Source organism: Gordonia otitidis (genome assembly GCF_020735545.1).
Taxonomy (GTDB): Bacteria; Actinomycetota; Actinomycetes; order Mycobacteriales; family Mycobacteriaceae; genus Gordonia; species Gordonia otitidis.
The window spans coordinates 4,702,285-4,721,157 of sequence record NZ_CP085974.1 but is presented as its reverse complement, the minus strand read 5'-3'; the positions used below and the strand labels follow the sequence as shown (position 1 = coordinate 4,721,157).

General features: G+C 66.6%; 10 protein-coding genes. 8 read left to right on the top strand and 2 right to left on the bottom strand.

Going from position 1 to position 18,873, the window contains the following annotated elements; translation table 11 throughout:
* Nucleotides 1–39 precede the first annotated feature (39 nt).
* Genes LK459_RS21435 through LK459_RS21420 form a run of 4 tightly spaced genes read left to right on the top strand, consistent with a single transcriptional unit; the run spans nucleotide 40 to nucleotide 3,621 of the window.
* Nucleotides 40–816: an SDR family NAD(P)-dependent oxidoreductase gene (locus LK459_RS21435; protein WP_227920652.1), complete on the top strand. Its 777-nt coding sequence runs from the start codon at nucleotides 40–42 to the stop codon at nucleotides 814–816.
* Entirely contained in the window at nucleotides 813–2,045 is a 1,233-nt protein-coding gene (cbiE, locus tag LK459_RS21430) for a precorrin-6y C5,15-methyltransferase (decarboxylating) subunit CbiE (RefSeq protein WP_227920650.1), read from the top strand. Before LK459_RS21435 ends, cbiE begins: the two co-directional genes overlap by 4 nt.
* A complete protein-coding gene (cobM, locus tag LK459_RS21425; RefSeq protein ID WP_227920648.1) occupies nucleotides 2,042–2,863 on the top strand; it encodes a precorrin-4 C(11)-methyltransferase in 822 nt (273 codons plus the stop codon). Before cbiE ends, cobM begins: the two co-directional genes overlap by 4 nt.
* Nucleotides 2,860–3,621 (top strand): cobalt-precorrin-6A reductase, encoded by a 762-nt coding sequence (locus LK459_RS21420; RefSeq protein ID WP_227920647.1) that lies wholly within the window; start codon nucleotides 2,860–2,862, stop codon nucleotides 3,619–3,621. The genes cobM and LK459_RS21420 overlap by 4 nt, the downstream gene beginning before the upstream one ends.
* Here the strand turns inward: LK459_RS21420 and cobJ are convergent.
* Both cobJ and LK459_RS21410 read right to left on the bottom strand, forming a co-directional pair.
* Nucleotides 3,609–5,138 carry a precorrin-3B C(17)-methyltransferase gene (gene cobJ / locus LK459_RS21415; RefSeq protein WP_227920645.1) on the bottom strand — a complete coding sequence of 510 codons (1,530 nt, stop codon included), beginning with the start codon at nucleotides 5,136–5,138 and terminating at the stop codon, nucleotides 3,609–3,611. The two genes, LK459_RS21420 and cobJ, sit on opposite strands and share 13 nt — an antisense overlap.
* A gap of 2 nt (nucleotides 5,139–5,140) precedes the next feature.
* Nucleotides 5,141–5,764, bottom strand: coding sequence for a precorrin-8X methylmutase (locus tag LK459_RS21410; protein WP_007237066.1), 624 nt, complete (start codon nucleotides 5,762–5,764; stop codon nucleotides 5,141–5,143).
* Nucleotides 5,765–5,843: 79 nt separating this feature from the next.
* Here LK459_RS21410 and LK459_RS21405 point away from each other — a divergent pair, with 79 nt between their 5' ends.
* The 4 genes from LK459_RS21405 (at nucleotide 5,844) to LK459_RS21390 (ending at nucleotide 18,873) form a co-directional block, all read left to right on the top strand.
* Entirely contained in the window at nucleotides 5,844–6,542 is a 699-nt protein-coding gene (locus LK459_RS21405) for a thioesterase II family protein (protein ID WP_051997846.1), read from the top strand.
* 324 nt (nucleotides 6,543–6,866) lie between these two features.
* On the top strand, nucleotides 6,867–8,648 hold the full coding sequence (locus LK459_RS21400; RefSeq protein WP_322590798.1) for a fatty-acid--AMP ligase: 1,782 nt from the start codon (nucleotides 6,867–6,869) through the stop codon (nucleotides 8,646–8,648).
* Nucleotides 8,645–14,128, top strand: a complete 5,484-nt coding sequence (locus LK459_RS21395; RefSeq protein ID WP_227920643.1) for a type I polyketide synthase — start codon at nucleotides 8,645–8,647, stop codon at nucleotides 14,126–14,128. The genes LK459_RS21400 and LK459_RS21395 overlap by 4 nt, the downstream gene beginning before the upstream one ends.
* Nucleotides 14,125–18,873, top strand: coding sequence for an SDR family NAD(P)-dependent oxidoreductase (locus LK459_RS21390; RefSeq protein WP_227920641.1), 4,749 nt, complete (start codon nucleotides 14,125–14,127; stop codon nucleotides 18,871–18,873). Before LK459_RS21395 ends, LK459_RS21390 begins: the two co-directional genes overlap by 4 nt.

Here is an 18,873-nt window from a genome sequence, read left to right as displayed (position 1 = left end):
GATGTCGGTGCCGCGGCCACCGGTGGAATACTTCGTGTCATGGCGCGCAGCAACGCACACGACGTTCCCGGGACGGTTGTCCTCTTCGGTGGACGGAGCGAAATCGGCATCGCCCTCGCCAGGCGACTCGTCGGCGGCCGCACCGTGGTCCTCGCGGCGCGCAGATCCGCCGACCTCCACGACGAGACGGCCGCGATGCGCGCAGCAGGCGCAGTCGACGTCGTGACGCTCGAGTTCGATGCCGACGCGACCGACACCCATCCCGCGCTCATCGAGACCATCACCACGGAGCACGGGCCGGTGGCCATTGCGATCGTCGCGTTCGGCATCCTCGGTGACCAACACCGCGCCGAGGTCGACGCGGCACATGCACTCGCGATCGCCGAGACGGACTACGTCGGCCAGATCAGTGTGTTGACGCCCCTGGCCAACGCGCTGCGCAGTCAGGGGTCGGGAACGATGATCGTCTTCTCGTCGATCGCGGGCGTGCGGGTACGGCGCGGCAACTATGTGTACGGGTCGGCGAAGGCGGGACTCGACGGCTTCGCCAGCGGCCTGTCCGACGCGCTACACGGATCCGGTGTCCGCCTGCTGCTCGCACGTCCCGGATTCGTCATCGGCAACATGACCGCGGAGCTCATGGCAGCCGGCACCAAACCCGCACCGATGTCGGTCGATGCCGACCAGGTCGCTGACGCGGTGGCGCAGGCGTACCTCCGCGGGCGCTGGGAGGTGTGGATCCCCGCGCCACTGCGTCTCGTCGGATTCGCGATGCGCTTCGTGCCACGTGCGATCTGGCGCAGGTTGCCCCGATGACAACTGCCTCCGCCGAGGTGGATTCCGCACCGCAGTTCGTCGTCGTCGGTATCGGAGCCGACGGATGGACCGGGCTGACCGACCGGGCGCGTGACGAATTGCGAACTGCAACCGTGGTGTACGGCTCCTCTCGCCAGCTCGACCTCCTTCCCGGACTCGACGCCACCACTGTGGCATGGCAATCCCCGATGTCCGATCATCTCGGTGCGGTGCTGTCGGCCGCAGTACCCCGCGTCGTGCACATCCTCGCCAGTGGGGATCCGATGTTCCACGGCGTCGGATCGACAATCGTGAAAGCCGTGGGGCGCAGCAGAGTCCGCGTGCTTCCTGCGGTGTCGTCCGCGAGTCTGGCGTGCGCAGAGCTCGGCTGGGACCTATCGAGAACACAAGTGGTCAGCACGCTGCGCGCCGACGCCGAAGCCGTGGTTCCCACTCTCACCGACGGACGACGACTCTTGGTGCTCAGTCGGGGCGCCGCCACACCGTCCGAGATCGCAGGTGTGCTCGTACGCACCGGGTTCGGGTGGTCGACGATGACCATCCTCGAACAGCTCGGCGGTCCGCGGCAACGCATCGTCGACTGTCTTGCACGGTCGTACAGACCACAATCGCACGATGCGCTCAACATCGTCGCGATCGACTGCGTCGGTCCGCGCTCGACACGGGCGCCGGGACTGCCCGACGACGAGTACGAGCACGACGGGCAGCTCACCAAGGCTGCGGCGCGTGCGCTGACCGTCGCGGCCCTGGCGCCGGGCGGGCAGGCGTTGCTGTGGGATGTCGGCTCCGGGTCGGGGAGTGTCGCGATCGAATGGTTGCGCGCGGACCCGGACGGGACTGCGCTCGCATTCGAACGCGACGCCACCCGCGCCGAACGGATCATGCGCAACGCCCGCCGTCACGGTGTCCGAGCAGCACTGACCGTCGCGGGCGCGGCGCCGGCGGCGCTGACCGTCGCGCCCGATCCCGATGCCGTATTCATCGGTGGTGGTCTCGACGAGTCGGTCATGGACATCGTGTGGCGCGCGCTGCTGCCGGGCGGCCGACTGGTCGCCAATGCCGTCACGATCGAGACACAGTCGGTGCTCGCCGACTGGCACCGTCGCGTCGGGGGCACGCTCCGGCGGCTGTCGATCGAGACCGTGGAGCCGCTGGGTTCGATGACCACGTGGCGCCCGGCATTGCCCCTCGTGCAGTGGGTCGTCACGCGAGAGCTCGACGAGCCATGACCGTCTACTTCGTCGGCGCGGGGCCGGGCGCACCAGACCTCATCACCCTGCGCGGCGCGCGAATCCTCGGGCAGTGCGCCACCTGCCTATACGCCGGCTCGCTGGTCCCGCGAGAGCTTCTCGAACTCTGCCCGCCCGGGGCGACGCTGATCGACACGGCGCGCATGCCGCTCGCCGAGATCATCGGATACATGGTCGATGCGCACGCCTCCGGTGGCGATGTGGCTCGTCTTCATTCGGGCGACATCTCGCTCTACTCGGCATTCACCGAACAGCACCGCGAACTCACACGTCTGGGCATCGACGTCGAGATCGTGCCCGGTGTACCGGCTTTCGCGGCAGCCGCCGCCGCGCTCGGCGCGGAGCTCACCGTCCCGGCTGTCGGGCAGAGTCTTCTGATCACGCGCGTGTCGACACTGTCGACCGACATGCCGGACGGCGAGGAACTCGACCGTCTGGCACAGACCGGCGTGACCCTGGCGCTCCATCTCGCCGCGCACCGGGCAACCCAGATCGTTGCGACCCTCGTTCCGCACTACGGGTCGCAGTGCCCCACGGCGACAGTGGCTTTCGCATCGCGTGACGACGAAGTCGTGCTCAGGTGTCCGCTGTCGGAGCTCGCACAACAACTCGCCGATCACGGCATCCGCCGTACCGCGGTCATCTTCGTCGGCCGGGTACTCGATCCGACGTCGGCCGCGACACCCAGCGACAGCTACCTCTATTCGCAGGCCCGCATGACCAAACTGCGCGATGTCGGTCACGCTGACGGCCACCACGGTCGAGACGGTGGTGGCGGCCGGGATCGGTTGGCATGACCGACGGTCCCGCCGTCCTGATACTCGGCGGCACCGGAGAGGCCCGCGAACTCGCAGCGATGCTTCACGCCGAGGACATTCCGGCCGTCAGTTCCCTTGCAGGCCGGGTGAGTAGACCACGACTACCCGAGGGTGCGGTGCGGGTCGGTGGATTCGGGGGAGCGGCCGGACTACGACAATGGCTACGCGACAACGGAATTCAAGTCGTCGTCGACGCAACCCACCCCTTCGCGAGCGGAATCAGCGCCAACGCGGTGGCCGCCACTCGATCGGGCGGCCCACCGTTGTTACGTCTGTGCCGCGCGCCGTGGTCGCCGGGTGCCGACGACGCGTGGTTCCGGTTCACACACATTGCCGATGCCGCGCGGCATCTCGACGGTCGACGGGCCCGCGTGTTCCTGACCACCGGGAGACAGGATGTCGACGTCTTCGCCGACATCTCGTCCGCATGGTTCCTCATTCGCGTCGTCGACCCACCGCGGACCCGTATGCCTCCCGCGCACACCATCCTGCGGTCCCGCGGACCCTACCGTCTCGCCGACGAATTGGACCTGATGCGCGAACACCGGATCGACGTACTCGTGACGAAGAACAGCGGCGGCGACATGACACGCGCAAAGCTCGATGCGGCAAGAGAACTCGGCATCGAAGTCGTGATGGTCGATCGGCCGGAGGAGCCGGACGTCCCCGCTGTGGCCGACGTGCGAACAGCCCTCGACCGGGTACGCGGTCTACTCGACGACGGTCAGCCGCTGTGATGGCGTGGCGTGAAGACCAGCCGACCCGCGGCCCGCTCGGCCACGGTGGTCGTCGACGACCCGATGATCAGCATCGTGCGCATGTCGACGACCGTCGGGTCGAAGGCGCCGACGGTGGTCACCGACACGGACTCCTCCGGCCCGCCGACGTCGCGCCCGATGATCATCACGCGATCACTCGGCACCATCTCCGACAACATCTCGTGTAACCGCGGGACCTGCCAGGTCCGGCTCTGCGACCCGGGGTTGTAGACGGCGATGACCAGATCGGCTTCGACTGCATGGCGCAATCTGGCCTCGATCACCTCCCACGGCTTGAGCCTGTCGGACAGCGAGATGACCGCGAAGTCGTGCCCGAGTGGGGCCCCGGTGACCGCCGCGACGGCTGTCGCAGCGGTCACCCCGGGTACGACCCTGACCGATACGTCGGTCCACCGCGGTTGTGCCGCCGCCTCGGCGACCGCCGCAGCCATGGCGAAGACGCCGGGATCGCCGGAGGACACCACGACCACGCGGGCGCCGCGTGCCGCGAGATCGAGCGCGAACTCCGCACGCTCGGCCTCGACGCGATTGTCGCTGGCGTGCACTCGTTGGCCAGGTCGCGCTGCGATGCGAGCGAGATACGTGCGGTAACCGACAAGGTCTGTCGCAGCTGCCAATTCGGCACGAACCTGTGGTGTCGTCTGCGCTGGTGCGCCGGGTCCGAGCCCGACGACGACAACCTCGCCTGCACGTGACTGCGTCTGCTCGAATCGTGGATTGTTGCGTCGTCCCGGCACGACGATCATCGAGAAGTAGGGAACCCGTTCCGGATCGACCTCGGCGAGGGGCAGGACTCGCTGCGCGGGAGTCGACGCTCGCTCCACATACCAGGCCTCGTCTATTCGGTCGGCGCGTTCGAGAGCGGTTCGCACCGTCGAGAACGTCCTACCGAGCTTGAGGACGGCAATGGCCTCGGCGCCGGAGAACACCGCGGCCAGCTCGTCGAGCGGGAGCGTTCCCGGAACCACCGTCAGCGTCTCCTCGCCCTCGACGAGCGGGATTCCCAACGCGGCCGACGCACCACTGACCGACGTGACGCCGGGCACGATCTCGACGTCGAATTCGTCGGCAAGCCGCTTGTGCATGTGCATGTACGAGCTGAAGAAGAGGGGATCGCCCTCCGCCAACAAACACACGTCGCGTCCCGCACGCAGGTGATCGGCGAGTGTCTGGGCGCTGGCCGCATAGAAGTCGTCGAGCGCGCCGCGGTAGCCGCCGGGATGATCGGTCGTTTCGACCGTGACCGGATACATCAGCCGTTCTTCGAGCTGGTCGCCACGCAGATACGGCTCGGCAACCCCTCGTGCGATGCTGTTGCCGTGCCGCGCGCTGTGGTAGGCCACGACATCTGCCGCTCCGATGACCCTGGCTGCCTTGACGGTCACGAGTTCGCTGTCTCCGGGACCGAGGCCGACGCCCCACAGCTTTCCCGTGCGCGCAACGGATTCCGCGGTCAACCGGTCATTGGTGCCCATCGTCATTCCTCGGCGCTGGCGAGCGCGTTGACAGCCGCGGCCACGATGGCCGACCCACCCCGCCTGCCGACGACAGTGATGAACTCGAGGTCGTTTCGGTCGGCGAGGACCGCGCAGGACTCGGCGGCTCCGATGAAGCCGACGGGCGCACCGACGATGGCGGCGGGACGTGCCGCACCTGCGTCGATCATGTCGAGGAGCGCGAACAGGGCTGTCGGTGCGTTGCCTATCGCGACGACCGCACCGTCGAGATGCGGTCGCCAGAACTCCAGTGCCGCAGCCGTTCGTGTCGTCGACATCTCCTTCGCCAGCTGCGGCAATCCGGGTTCGGTGAGATAGCACAGCACGTCGTTGTCCGCGGGGAGACGCCGGCGGGTGATTCCGCTCGCGACCATCGTTGCGTCACAGAGGATCGGCGCACCTGTCGACAACGCCGAGCGCGCGGCATCCACGACACCGTCGGTCGCCACGACATCGCGGGTCAGGTCGGTCTCGCCGCAGGCATGGATCATCCGCACGACCACGCCCGCGACGTCGGGGTTGAATCCGGACAGGTCCGCTTCGGCGCGGATGGTTGCGAAGGACTGCCGATAGATTTCAGCGGCGTCGCGAAGATAGTCGACCATGGTGCCCCAAGCCTATCGGGACGGCCCGGTCCTACCGTAGATCGGTTGCCTTCCCGTACGACGAGATAAGGTGACCCGCGTGACAGCGTCAACGCTCTACATCTTCCCGCACGCCGGCGGCTCGGCCGGCTTCTACGTACCGTTCGCCCGCTCGTTCACGTCCGACGTGAAACGGGTCGCGGTGCAATACCCCGGCAAGAAGGGGAGCCAGGATCTCGCGTCGTTCCGTGGAATCCCCGATCTGGCGCAGACCGTGGTCGCCAAACTGCCGCCTGCAGAGCCCGACACGGGTCTGGCCCTGTTCGGCCACAGCATGGGCGCACTCGTGGCGTTCGAGACCGCCCGTCTTCTCGAGGAAGCCGGCCGTACCGTCGAGGCACTCTTCGTGTCGGCATGTGCGGCACCGGGACGCAGTGGCTACGACTACATCCCCGAGTCCGATCGTGGTCTTCTCGACGCGGTCTCGGAGATGACGGGAGTCGATCCGGCACTTCTCGACAGCGAGGAGTTCCAGTCCCGAATCCTGCCGACGCTACGAGGGTTCAAGGCAATCACCGCGTACGAGTGCCCGCCCGACGCGACCATCTCGTGTCCGATTCATGCCTATTACGCCGACGACGACGAGGTCGCCACAGCCGAAAAGGTCCGACCGTGGGCCGAGCGCACCTCGGCACAGTTCACGATGCGCGAATTCAGTGGACACCACTTCTATCTCACGGATCATCTTCCCGAATTGGTTTCGGACATCGAAGACAAACTCTTCCAAGCGGTCCACTAGGAAACTCACAGTCGAATTCATGGTCATTCGACCAGAATTCGCTCACCAGCAGGTCAGCGGTGGGACACCTCTGGTCGCGCCCCACCGCGCGCACGAATGTTTCAGCGGCACACTCCGTTGAGTTGAAAAATGCAACTCGAAATCACGTGTTGCTGAGGTGGCCAGACCGAACATCGGGTGCTACCGTCATTCACACGCAAACCGAGTCGGCGCTGACGTCGGCCGGGACTGCACAGCAGCTGGGGGGCAGCTCCGTTTCAGCGACCATGGTCGTCGTCGGGGCTCGTCGCATATTCTCTGTCGGGGGGAAAGCGAAATTGCTACGTGGATGTCACGACATCGGTGGACCTCACCGGATCGCACAAACCAAAACTTTCAGATCAGACCATTCCGTCTCTTCTCCGCGCACGCGCCACTGCGCACCCTGACCGCACCGCTTTCAGCTTCATCGACTACGACGTCGATGCGGCAGGGTACGAAGAATCGCTGACGTTCGGCGAGCTGTACGACCGTGTCAGGGTCGTCGCCGCAGAACTTCTCAGCCACGGCGCAGCGGGCGACCGTGCGGCAATCCTCGCACCACAGAGTCTCGACTACATCGTGGCCTTCCTGGGTGCGATGGAAGCCGGATTCATCGTTGTCCCACTGTCGGTCCCGATGTTCGGCGCGCATCACGACGAGCGCATCAGTTCGGCTCTCGCCGACTGCACGCCGTCGGTCATCTTCGCGACCACCGCTGTTGTCGACGACGTGCTGCCGTACGCCCAAGAAATGTCGGGCGTCACCCCGGCGGTCGTCGAGGTCGACGCACTCGACTACGACTCACCGGTGGCCGACTATCCGGATACAGTGCGGCGCAACAGAACTGCTGTTCTGCAGTACACGTCGGGCTCGACGAGCGCGCCGCGCGGTGTCATGGTCTCCCATCAGAACGTCGTCACCAATCTCGATCAACTCATCACCGACATGTTCGCCCATCACGGTGGATGGCCCGACCCCGACACCGTGCTGGTGTCCTGGCTGCCCTTCTATCACGACATGGGACTGCTGCTCGGAATCTGCGGCGGTGTGCTGTCCGGTCGCAGAACAGTCGACATGAGCCCGATGGCCTTCCTGCAGAAACCATCTCGCTGGATCACCACGATGGCGTCGTACGGCAAGACGTTCACGTCAGCGCCGAACTTCGCCTACGAACTCGCGGCACGACGTACCACCGACGACGACCTCGGCGGTCGCGATCTGTCGCAGGTCACCGCGTTCATGTGTGGTGCCGAACGAGTGCACGCCAGTACGATCCGACGTTTCGTCGACCGTTTCGAGCGAGACCGGCTGCCCGAGAACATCGTTCGACCCGCCTACGGCCTCGCCGAGGCTACTCTCTACGTGGCCGCATTGACGCCGGGTCGCACAGCCGAAGGCGTCGGTTTCGACTTCGAGAAGTTGGCGTCCGGCTGGGCTCGTAGGAGCGCGGCAGGCCAGGACGGGTCGGAGTTGATGAGTCACGGACCCGAACGGTCGGTCACGTTCCGTATCGTCGATCCCGAGACCTGCCAGGAGAATCCTGCCGACAAGGTCGGGGAGATCTGGGTTCACGGCGACAACGTGCCTGCGGGCTACTGGCGTAATCCCGAACTGACCGACAAGGTCTTCGGTGGCTGGATCGCGGATCCCGCGCCGACGACGCCCTCCGGGCCATGGTTGCGCACAGGAGATCTCGGGGTCCTGTCGGAGGGCGATCTGTTCATCACGGGTCGCATCAAGGATCTGCTCATCATCGACGGCCGCAATCACTACCCGGACGACATCGAGGGCACGGTCACCGAGCTCACGCGCGGACGCGTCGCGGCGGTGTCGGTCGATCGTGGCGCAGGCGAACAACTCGTCGTCGTCGCCGAGATCAAAGATCGCGGACAACCGGTCGATTTCGGTGAATTGCGCGGTCAGATCACCTCGGCGGTGACCAATCGTCACGGCGTTCGAGTCGCCGACATCGTGTTCGTCGCACCTGGATCGATTCCCATCACGACCAGTGGAAAAACCCGGAGATCGGCGGCCGGCGACCACTATCGGGACGGCGCGTTCGTTCGATCGGACTCCGCGCAGTGACGGAGCCTCGAGAAGAGGCGGACCTGCGGGCATGGCTGATCGATCGCTTCATCGGCATCGGGTGCGAACCCGGTGACATCGATGTCGACGCGGCCTTCAACGATCTCGGAATCGGATCCCGCGATGCCGTCGTGTTGTCCGGAGAGCTGACCGAACTGGTCGGCAGGCAGGTCTCACCCGTCGATTTCTGGGAACATCCCACCATCTCCACACTTGCTGCATTCCTCACCGATCCAGATGCAGCGCAGCAGGATCAGCGGGAGCACGTCGAGGTTCACGAGGGCGGCGACGACGCGGTGGCCGTCGTCGGTATCGGCTGCCGCTTCCCCGGCGACGTCTGCGGTCCTGACGACTACTGGTCGTTTCTGCTCGGCTCGGGCAATGGTGTCACCACCGTCTCCGCGGACCGCTGGGCCCGATTCGACGACGGACGCCCCCAGACCGCTGCAGCCCTCGAGCGCACGACACGCTGGGGCGGATACCTGTCCGGGGTGGACGAATTCGACGCCGAGTACTTCGACATCTCGCCGAGCGAAGCCGACAAGATGGACCCGCAGCAACGGTTGCTGCTCGAGGTGACACAGGAAGCGCTGGACAACGCGGGTATTCCGGCCTCGTCGCTTCGCCACTCCCAGACGGGCGTTTTCGCCGGCTCATGCGCGGCCGAGTACGGGTACCTGGCGACCAGCGACCTCAGCGAGGTCGACGCGTGGTCGGGCACCGGTGGGGCACTGTCGATCATCTCCAATCGCCTGTCCTACCACTACGATCTGCGTGGTCCGTCCGTGACGATCGACACTGCCTGTTCGTCGTCGCTCGTCGCCATCCACCTCGCATGTCAGAGTCTGCGTTCCGGTGAATCGACGCTCGCTCTCGCCGCGGGGGTCAATGTCATGCTTTCGCCGGCCATCACCAGGAGTTTCGACCGCGCCGATGCCATGTCGCAAAGCGGGCAATGTCACTCCTTCGACGCGGCCGCGGATGGCTACGTACGCGGTGAGGGAGCAGGTGTCGTCATCCTCAAGCGACTGGCGGACGCTGCTCGCGACGGAGACAGGGTGATCGCCGTGGTTCGAGGGTCGGCGGTCAACCAGGACGGGCATTCAAACGGCCTCATGGCCCCCAATCCTGCGGCCCAGATGGCTGTCCTGCGAAGTGCCTATGCCGCGGCAGGATTGACGCCACGCGACGTCGACTATGTCGAGGCGCATGGCACCGGGACGCTGCTCGGCGACCCCATCGAGGCTCGGGCGCTCGGCACCGTACTCGGGCGTGGGCGTCCCGCCGACGATCCGCTGCTGGTGGGCGCGGTGAAATCGAATATCGGCCATCTCGAGGCCGCAGCAGGCGTTGCCGGGTTCATCAAGGCGGCACTCGCCGTCGAGCGCGGTGTGATTCCGGCGAATCTGGGCTTCGCGCAACCCAATCCGCACATCAACACCGACAGCCTCCGACTTCGTGTCGTCGCCGACCACACCGAGTGGCCGCAGCGTGATCGCGCGCGCCGTGCGGGAGTGTCATCGTTCGGTTTCGGCGGCACCAACGCGCACGTCGTTCTCGAGCAGGCGCCGCGAGGACCACAGCCGTTGCCCGACCCCGCCCGGAGCCCGGTGACGACACTGACCATCACGGGCAAGTCGGCCGATCGTGTCCGCACAGAAGCCCGCTCGTTGGCGGAATGGATGGAGCATTCCGGACAAGGCGTCGCTCTCGCCGACATCGCGCACACGCTCGACCACCACCGGACACGACACAGCACCTGTGCGACGGTCACCGCCGTCGATCACGGACAGGCAGTCGCCGGTCTCCGTGCGCTCGCCGCCGGCGAGCGAGCACCGGGAGTCGTCGACGTGCACGACGGTCGCTGCAGACCCGGTGTGGTGTTCGTGTATTCCGGCCAGGGAAGCCAGTGGGCGGGGATGGCGCGCTCACTGCTGGCGACCGAGCCCCACTTCGCCGCAGCTGTCTCTGACATCGAACCCGACTTCCTTGCGCAGGTTGGGTTTTCGCTGATCGATGTCATCCGTTCCGGCGAACCGGTCGTGGGAATCGACAGAATCCAGCCCGCGCTGACCGGGTTGCAACTTGCGTTGACGCGTCTCTGGGCTGCTTACGGCGTGGTGCCGGACGCCGTGATCGGTCATTCGATGGGCGAGGCCGCTGCCGCAGTCGTTTCCGGCGCGATGACAGTTGCCGACGGCTTGAAGGTCATCGCGACACGTTCCCGGCTGATGGCCGCGCTGTCGGGGCAGGGCGCCATGGCACTCGTGGAGCTCGATGCCCTCACGGCCGGTGAACTCATCGTCGATCACCCCGACGTCACCGTCGCCGTCCACGCATCGCCGCGACAGACGGTGATCGCCGGGCCCCCTGACCAGGTGGATGCGGTGATCACGGAGGTCTCGTCGCGTGATCGACTCGCGCGACGTATCGAGGTCGACGTGGCATCACACCATCCGATCATCGATCCCGTATTGCCCGACCTGCGAATCGAACTCGCCGACCTCTCACCCCGGCGCCCGAGCATTCCGTTCATCTCCACCACGCAGCCGCAGGGTGACCCTGGATTCGACGCCGAATACTGGTGCGCGAATCTTCGTAACCCTGTGCACTTCTCCGAGGCCGTCACGGCCGCGGGCGCCGATCACGGTGTGTTCGTCGAGATCAGTCCGCACCCGATCTTGACGTATGCCATCGACGACACGCTCAGCGACGTCCATCATCACGCGGTCGCGACGCTCCACCGTGACCAGGACGACGCCCTCACGTTCCATACCAATCTGAGCGCGGCCCGGCCGACGGCACCCGCGGTGGTCCCGCACGCACCGGAACCGCACGTGGTGTTGCCACCGACCGTCTGGCACCATGCGTCCCACTGGATCGACCTCCCGGAGCGGTCACCGTCGAGCGGTCTGGCTCCCGCAGAAGGGACGCTGCTCGGCGAGCGCATCGAGGTCGTCGACGCCACTGGCACCTGTTTGTGGCGCGCGCGACTGACCCCGGAGACCAAGCCGTATCCGGGCTCGCACGTTCTCCACGGACTCGAGGTCGTCCCGGTCTCGGTGCTCATCGCCACACTGGCCTCCGCAGCTCGCGACGCAGGTATCGCACAGCTGGGTGATCTGGCGTTCGCCTATCCCATCGCCGTCGACCGCCCACGGGTGATTCACGTTGTCGTCGAGGGCGACTCGCTGTCGATCTCGTCGAGCACCGAAGCCGAGGGCGCCCGCTGGGTACGACATGCCACCGCGCGCGCGATCCATCGTCCCCCCACGCCGCAAACCGAGGCCCTCAACGGTCTGGTTCCCGACGCCGCGGCAACGACACGGTCCACCGCCGAACTACTTCGAGATTGGGGGGTGACCGGCCAACCGTTCCCGTGGTCGTTCACCTCGCTGGCGCGCTCGTCCACGCGCATGCGTGCGGAGGTTTCGCTGCCGACGCCGTCGGTGCACGCCGTACTCGACGCCGCGGCGCATGTGGCGCGACTCGTCGACGACTCGACACGCGATCTCATGGTTCCGGCCGCGCTCGACTCGGTGTGGCTCGCAGAGCACTGCTCGGCGCGGGTGGCATCGGTGGATGTCCGCCGCAACATCGAGTCCAGCGGCGACCTCGTCGTCGACATCAGCGCCACTGCGGCCGAAGGCCCTGTGCTGGAGATCCGTGGCCTGCGATTCAGCTCGGTCGACTCGACCGCTGGGGCGGCCGCCGACGCAGCCGGATCCACCACGGTGGGCCCTGCTGCACCACCGTCGTCGATGGTGCACGTCCTGCGCTGGTCTGCCCCTGATGGCGACAATCCACCTCTGAACGTGCGACCAGTCGGCAGGGTCGCCCTCGTCGGCGACGCCGCACTCGCCGCTGCCCTCGGTGAGCGACTCCACTCGGTCGGCGACGGTCTGACGGTTGGTCCGGTCGACGGCGCCGACGACGTGATCTACCTGGCGCCCACCGCGAGCGGCGATCACACCTCTGCGGCCGTAGGAGCGGCTGCCGAGGTGACGGAGCTCATCGGCCGCCTGGTACAGGCAGGTCGGGCCGCCCGGCTGTGGGTGATCACCAGCGGCGTGCGCTCACCGCGCACGCGGGACTCGCTCCCGCAGAGCGCATTGTGGGGTCTGGCCACGGTCATCGCCGAAGAGCAACCGGAACACTGGGGTGGCCTCATCGATCTACCCGCCGGCGTGACGCCGGCCGCGGTCGCCGAGCAGATCGCTGCTCGTCTTGCTGCGCCGTTGCGTTCGATCAGTGCCCTGGTGGACAACGAATGGCTGGTTCCGACACCGGTTCTCGTCGACGCCGCGCCGGTACGCCAGACGCTGCGGTGTCGGCCCGACGCCGCGTATCTGGTGACGGGCGGATTCGGTGCACTGGGTCTCGTGATCGCCGACTGGCTCGCCGGTCTGGGAGCCCGTCGGATCATCCTCGCCGGCCGCCACGCACTACCTCCGCGACGCGAGTGGGACTCCGCCGATCTCGACACCCGTGTGCGCCACCGGATCGAGTGCATTCGAGCTCTCGAATCGCGTGGGGTGGCAGTTGAGCCGACTGCCCTCGACGTGTCCGACGCCGATGCCGTGCGTGGCCTTCTCGAGCGGCGCGATGACGCGGGGTGTCCGCCGGTCGCGGGCGTCGTCCACGCGGCCGGTGTCACCGAGAACCATCTCGTGACGGATACCGACGCAGTCGCACTGCATACCGTGATGCAACCCAAGATCGGTGGTGCGCAGGCACTGTCAGACGCCTTCGCGAACTCCGAACTCGATTTCTTCCACGTCACCGGCAGTGCCGGGGCGCTCTTCGGCATTCCCGGTCAGGGCGGCTACGCAGCGGCCAACGCCTACCTGGACGCACTGGCCCGGTTCGATCACGCTGCGGGACGCCACACTTTGAGCATCGACTGGGTCGCCTGGCAGGACCTCGGGTTCGCCACCGACGCGCAGATCGTCGTCGCCGAACTCGAGCGGTTCGGGTCGCGACCGGTGCGTGCGGAGGAGGCATTCGCGGCCTGGGAGTACATCGCGCGTCTCGACGTCGCACAGGCGGTCGTGCTGCCTCGTATCGACGCGATTCCGGTCGCCGAGAACCACGACGACACTCATTCGGCGTCGTGGGAACAGATGAGTCGCACCGAGATGATGAGCACTCTCGAGAACGGATTGCGCGCCATCCTCGCCCACGAGATGCGGATCCCCGAGGCCGATCTCGAATCCGACATCCCGTTCGCCGAGCTCGGACTCAATTCGGTGATGGCGATGTCGATCCGTCGTGATGCAGAAAAGCTCGCAGGTGTCGAGTTGTCGGCGACGATGCTCTGGAATCACCCGACGATCGCGGCGCTCGCCACCCATCTGGCCGACAAGATCGCACCGCCGACCGATGTCGAGGACAGTCTCGAGAGTGAGACGGATGGCTTGTTGGACAGCCTGTTCGACGACGTCGAATCGTCGTCGCTTCCAGCGGAGCCGGGTCTGTGAGCGCCGCACACGGCTTCGACGACGAACGCCTCACCGAATGGCTGATCGATCACCTCGTCGCGATCACGGGATCCGCGCGTCACGAGGTCGACCCCGAGGCGTCGATGGCCGATCTCGGTGTGGGCTCGCGTGATTCGGTCGTGCTGTCGGGTGAACTGTCCGAACTACTCCGCCGACAGGTCTCGCCCGTCGAGTTCTGGGAGCACCCCACCATCAATTCGCTCGTCGCCTATCTGCTGCACGACGAACCGATCGAGCTGACCGAACAGGTGCAGACCGGCGGTGGACTCGACGAACCGATCGCCGTCGTCGGAATGAGCTGTCGCTTCCCGGGCGGCGTCAACGGAACCGAGGAGTACTGGGAATTCCTCTCCGCGGGACGTGACGCCGTGACGACCGTGCCGGCGGAACGCTGGGAGCGATTCGACGACGGCACCCCAGCGGTTCGTGCCGCACTCGGTGCCACCACACGCCACGGCTCGTTCCTCGACGACATCGAGGGTTTCGACGCCGAGTTCTTCGAGATCACCGCGCGCGAGGCGACCAAGATGGATCCGCAGCAGCGTCTTCTTCTCGAGATCGCTTGGGAGGCACTGGAGAATTCGGGCATCGCACCCGGGACGCTGAAGCGGTCACCGACGGGCGTGTTCGTCGGCGCATGCGTGAGCGAGTACGGATTCCTCGCATCGACCGACCTTCCCGGGGTCGACGCCTGGAACAATCTGGGCGGCGCGCTGAGCATCATCGCCAATCGCCTGTCCTACTTCCTGGATCTGCGTGGTCCCTCGCTGACCGTCGACACCGCATGTTCGTCATCACTGGTCGCCATTCACCTCGCCTGCCAGAGTCTTCGGTTGGGTGACTGCAACGTCGCGCTCGCCGCGGGTGTCAACGTGCTCCTGTCGCCCGCGGTGTTCCACGGGTTCGACCAGTCGGCCGCGTTGTCGGCTTCTGGTGCCTGCCACGCCTTCGACGCAGATGCTGATGGTTTCGTGCGTGGAGAGGGCTGCGGGGTCGTCGTACTCAAGCGCATGAGTGACGCGCTGCGCGACGGCGACAGAGTGCTCGCTGTCGTCCGCGGGTCGGCGGTGAACCAGGACGGTCATTCCAACGGACTGTTCGCGCCCAATCCCGCGGCCCAGATGGAAGTACTGCGGACGGCGTACGCCAATGCAGGCGTGGGTGTGCACGAGGTCGACTATGTCGAAACACACGGCACCGGAACACTTCTCGGCGACCCAATCGAGGCGCGTGCGCTCGGGACGGTCCTCGGGCGCGGCAGGCCGAGTGACGAGCCGTTGCTTCTCGGAGCAGTGAAGACCAATCTCGGTCACCTCGAGGCCGCCGCGGGCATAGCAGGTTTCATCAAGAGCGTCCTCGCCATCCAACGCGGCACCATCCCCGCCAACCTGCACTATCGGAATCCGAATCCGCACATCCCCTTCGGACAACTGCGGCTGCGTGTCGTCGACTCCGCGATTCCGTGGCCCTCGGCGCCCCGGCCACGCCGGGCGGGGGTCTCCTCCTTCGGATTCGGTGGCACGAACGCCCACGTCGTCCTCGAGCAGGCTCCTGCCGTTCGCCGACCGCCGGCCGACGAGTCGACACCGTCATCTGCGGTCGCGACACTCGTCGTTTCGGGTAAGAGCACCTCTCGCGTCGCGGCACAGGCGGCAATGCTGGCCGAGTGGCTGCAGGGTCCGGGAGCGGGAATACCCCTTCCCGATGTGGCGCACACACTCAATCACCATCGGGCTGCGCTTCCGGTCTTCGGCACCGTCACCTCCCGCGATCGAGCCGGGGCGATCTCCGGGCTGCAGGCGCTTGCCGCGGGGCAACGCACTGCGGGCGTCGCGCTTCCCGATTCTGCTGTCGCGGGGATGGGCACGGTGTTCGTGTACTCGGGACAGGGTTCGCAGTGGTCGGGCATGGCCAGGTCGTTGCTCGACGACGAACCGTCATTCGCCACGGCGGTCGACGAGATTGACGCCGATTTCGTTCCGCAGGTCGGATTCTCGTTGCGCGACACCATCGTCGAGCAACGGGCACTGCGCGGTGACGCCGAGGTGCAACCCGTGCTCATGGGACTACAGCTGGCGCTGACGCGTCTGTGGGCTGCCTACGGTGTGCACCCCGATGCCGTGATCGGCCAGTCGATGGGGGAGGTGACCGCAGCCGTCGTTTCGGGTGCGCTGACGGTCGCGGAAGGGCTGCGGATCATCGCGGTGCGTTCGACATTGATGTCGCGTCTGGGAGGCGAAGGCGCAGTGGCACTGCTCCGCGTTCCCGCAGACGACGTCGAGTCACTGATCACAGCACACCACGGCGTCGAGATCTCGGGACGACTCGCGCCCCGACAGACGGTCATCGCCGGACCGGTCGACGCAGTCGACGCCATCGTTGCCGAGGTGGCGGCGGCGGGGGGCTTCGCACGGCGCGTCAACATGGAGGTCGCCTCGCACACCGCTCTGATGGACCCCATTCTCGACGAGTTGCATTCAGAGCTCGACGAGCTGAGGCCTCGACGGCCGCGCATCGACTTCTTCTCGACCGTTGTCCGCGACGCAACACCGACGCTGGATTCCGCCTACTGGGTGGCCAATGTCCGGCGTCCGGTGATACTCGACGCCGCGGTCGTCGCGGCGTCCGGCGACAACACGACGTTCGTGGAGATCAGTCCACACCCCACATTGACCCAGGCCATAGCAGAAGTACTGGAGGCCGCGGAGGGCCGATACAACGTGCTCGCCACACTCGTGCGTGACGGCGACGACACGATCTCCTTCCACACGGCGGTCAACTCGGCCTGCACGTCGCGTCCGCCGACGACCCCGCATCCCCCGGAGCCGCATCCGGTGCTGCCGCCGACACCCTGGCAGCATGTCGACTACTGGATGCCCGTGCCGTCACCGACCACCGGCGCCGGTTCCGGCGCCGTCGCCGAGGTGTCGGGACCGCTGGATACGTCGATCCCGGCGGAGTGGCTCCACGAGCTCACCTGGCCGGCGGCCCCGCTGCCGCCCGCGGAGTCCTCGTCGGATACGCGCTGGGTGGTGATCGGCCACGACGTCGGGACGGCGCTGGCGCACCGCTTGGGTTCCGACCGGGTCACGGTGATCGATGAGAGTGCGACGGCGACCGCCGATGTCGCCGGCCTACTCGGCGACGTCGACCGCGTCCTCTACGCCCCCGCACCACCGGCGTCGGGGGAGTTGTTCGCCGCTGCACCCGGTTACCGGTTGTTCGACACGGCGCGACGGCTGGTCACGCAGATCGCCGCCGCCGGATCACCAGCGCGAGTGCAGCTGCTGACACGCAACGGACAGCCCGTCGATGAGGGCGATCGCGGCTCGGCTGCACATGCTGTGCTGTGGGGCCTTGGACGCTCACTCGCATTGGAACATCCTGAGATCTGGGGAGGAATCGTCGATGTCGACGAGTCGGTGCCGGCGGCGGTCGCCGCGGGTTACGTCCTGACCGAAGCCACATCCGGCGACCACGAGGACCAGGTCGTCTACCGGGCAGGGGTGCGCAGAGTGCCCCGGCTCGTCGCGAGGGGGCCGCGCGTACGTCCGGCAGATGACCGACTCTCCGACGTGGGTGCTCACCTCGTGGTGGGCGCGACAGGGAACATCGGCCCGCACCTGATCCGCCAGCTCGCCGACATGGGCGCGCGGACGATCATCGCGGTATCGCGTGACCCGGGAAACCGCCTCGCAGGCTTGACCGCCGAGCTAGCCGCACGCGGTACTGCGGTGGTCCCCGTAGCGGCGGATTCTGCGGATCCGACCGCGATGAGCGCGCTGTTCGCTCGATTCGGTGACGATCTCCCGCCACTCGAGGGTGTCTATCTCGCGGCATTCGGCGGTGGACCGGTGACGTTGACCGACATGTCCGACGCCGACGTCGCTGCCATGTTCCGGCCCAAGCTCGACGCCCTGGAGACACTGCACCAGCTGACGTTGTCGACGCCGGTCGAGCGTTTCGTGGTGTTCTCCTCGATCTCCGGCCTGACCGGCTCCCGCTGGTTGTCTCACTACGCCGCGACGACGACGTTCCTGGACACCTTCGCGTACGCGCGTCGCGCGGCCGGTCTACCCGCGACAACTGTCAACTGGGGACTGTGGAAGTCGCTCGACGACGCGCAGGGCGACGTCGAACGTCAGGTCACCCGGGAATCCGGGCTCATCCCCATGGACGACGCCACCGCGATTCGAGCACTGGCATCGATCTCTGCTCCCGGCAGCCACGTGCGCTCGACAGTCGTGGCCGCGGATTGGTCGACCCTCGCCGCGGCGTACCGGACCAGGGCCGCCGTGCGGATTCTCGACGAGTTGCTGGACGACGAGGTGCAGTCGTCAGATGGGCAGTCTCGGTTGCGATCCGAACTCGCTGCCGCGGACACCTCGGCCCGGCTCGGGATTCTGACCGATCACGTGGCCTCGCTCGTCGCCACCGTGATGGGCCTCTCGTCGCCCCGTGAACTCGACCCGACAACTGGGTTCTTCCAGTTCGGAATGGATTCGTTGATGACGGTGACGCTTCAGCGAGCGCTGAGCGATTCGCTCGGCGAGACGCTGCCGACCTCGGTGGTGTTCGACTATCCGACCGTCGAATCGTTGACCGGGTACCTCGCGGCGACCCTGCCCGAGATGGTGGAGGCCACCGAGACCGGGCCCGACGACGAATTCGACGATCTCTCCGAAGACGAACTGTTGCAAGCACTTTCTGAAAGGTTGGGTTGA

Excerpts from the sequence above, each read along its gene's own strand:
- cobJ (WP_227920645.1), bottom strand. The coding sequence starts at position 5,138 with ATGGGCACCAATGACCGGTTGACCGCGGAATCCGTTGCGCGCACGGGA.
- cobM (WP_227920648.1), top strand. The coding sequence starts at position 2,042 with ATGACCGTCTACTTCGTCGGCGCGGGGCCGGGCGCACCAGACCTCATC.
- LK459_RS21410 (WP_007237066.1), bottom strand. The coding sequence starts at position 5,764 with ATGGTCGACTATCTTCGCGACGCCGCTGAAATCTATCGGCAGTCCTTC.
- LK459_RS21435 (WP_227920652.1), top strand. The coding sequence starts at position 40 with ATGGCGCGCAGCAACGCACACGACGTTCCCGGGACGGTTGTCCTCTTC.
- LK459_RS21420 (WP_227920647.1), top strand. The coding sequence starts at position 2,860 with ATGACCGACGGTCCCGCCGTCCTGATACTCGGCGGCACCGGAGAGGCC.
- cbiE (WP_227920650.1), top strand. The coding sequence starts at position 813 with ATGACAACTGCCTCCGCCGAGGTGGATTCCGCACCGCAGTTCGTCGTC.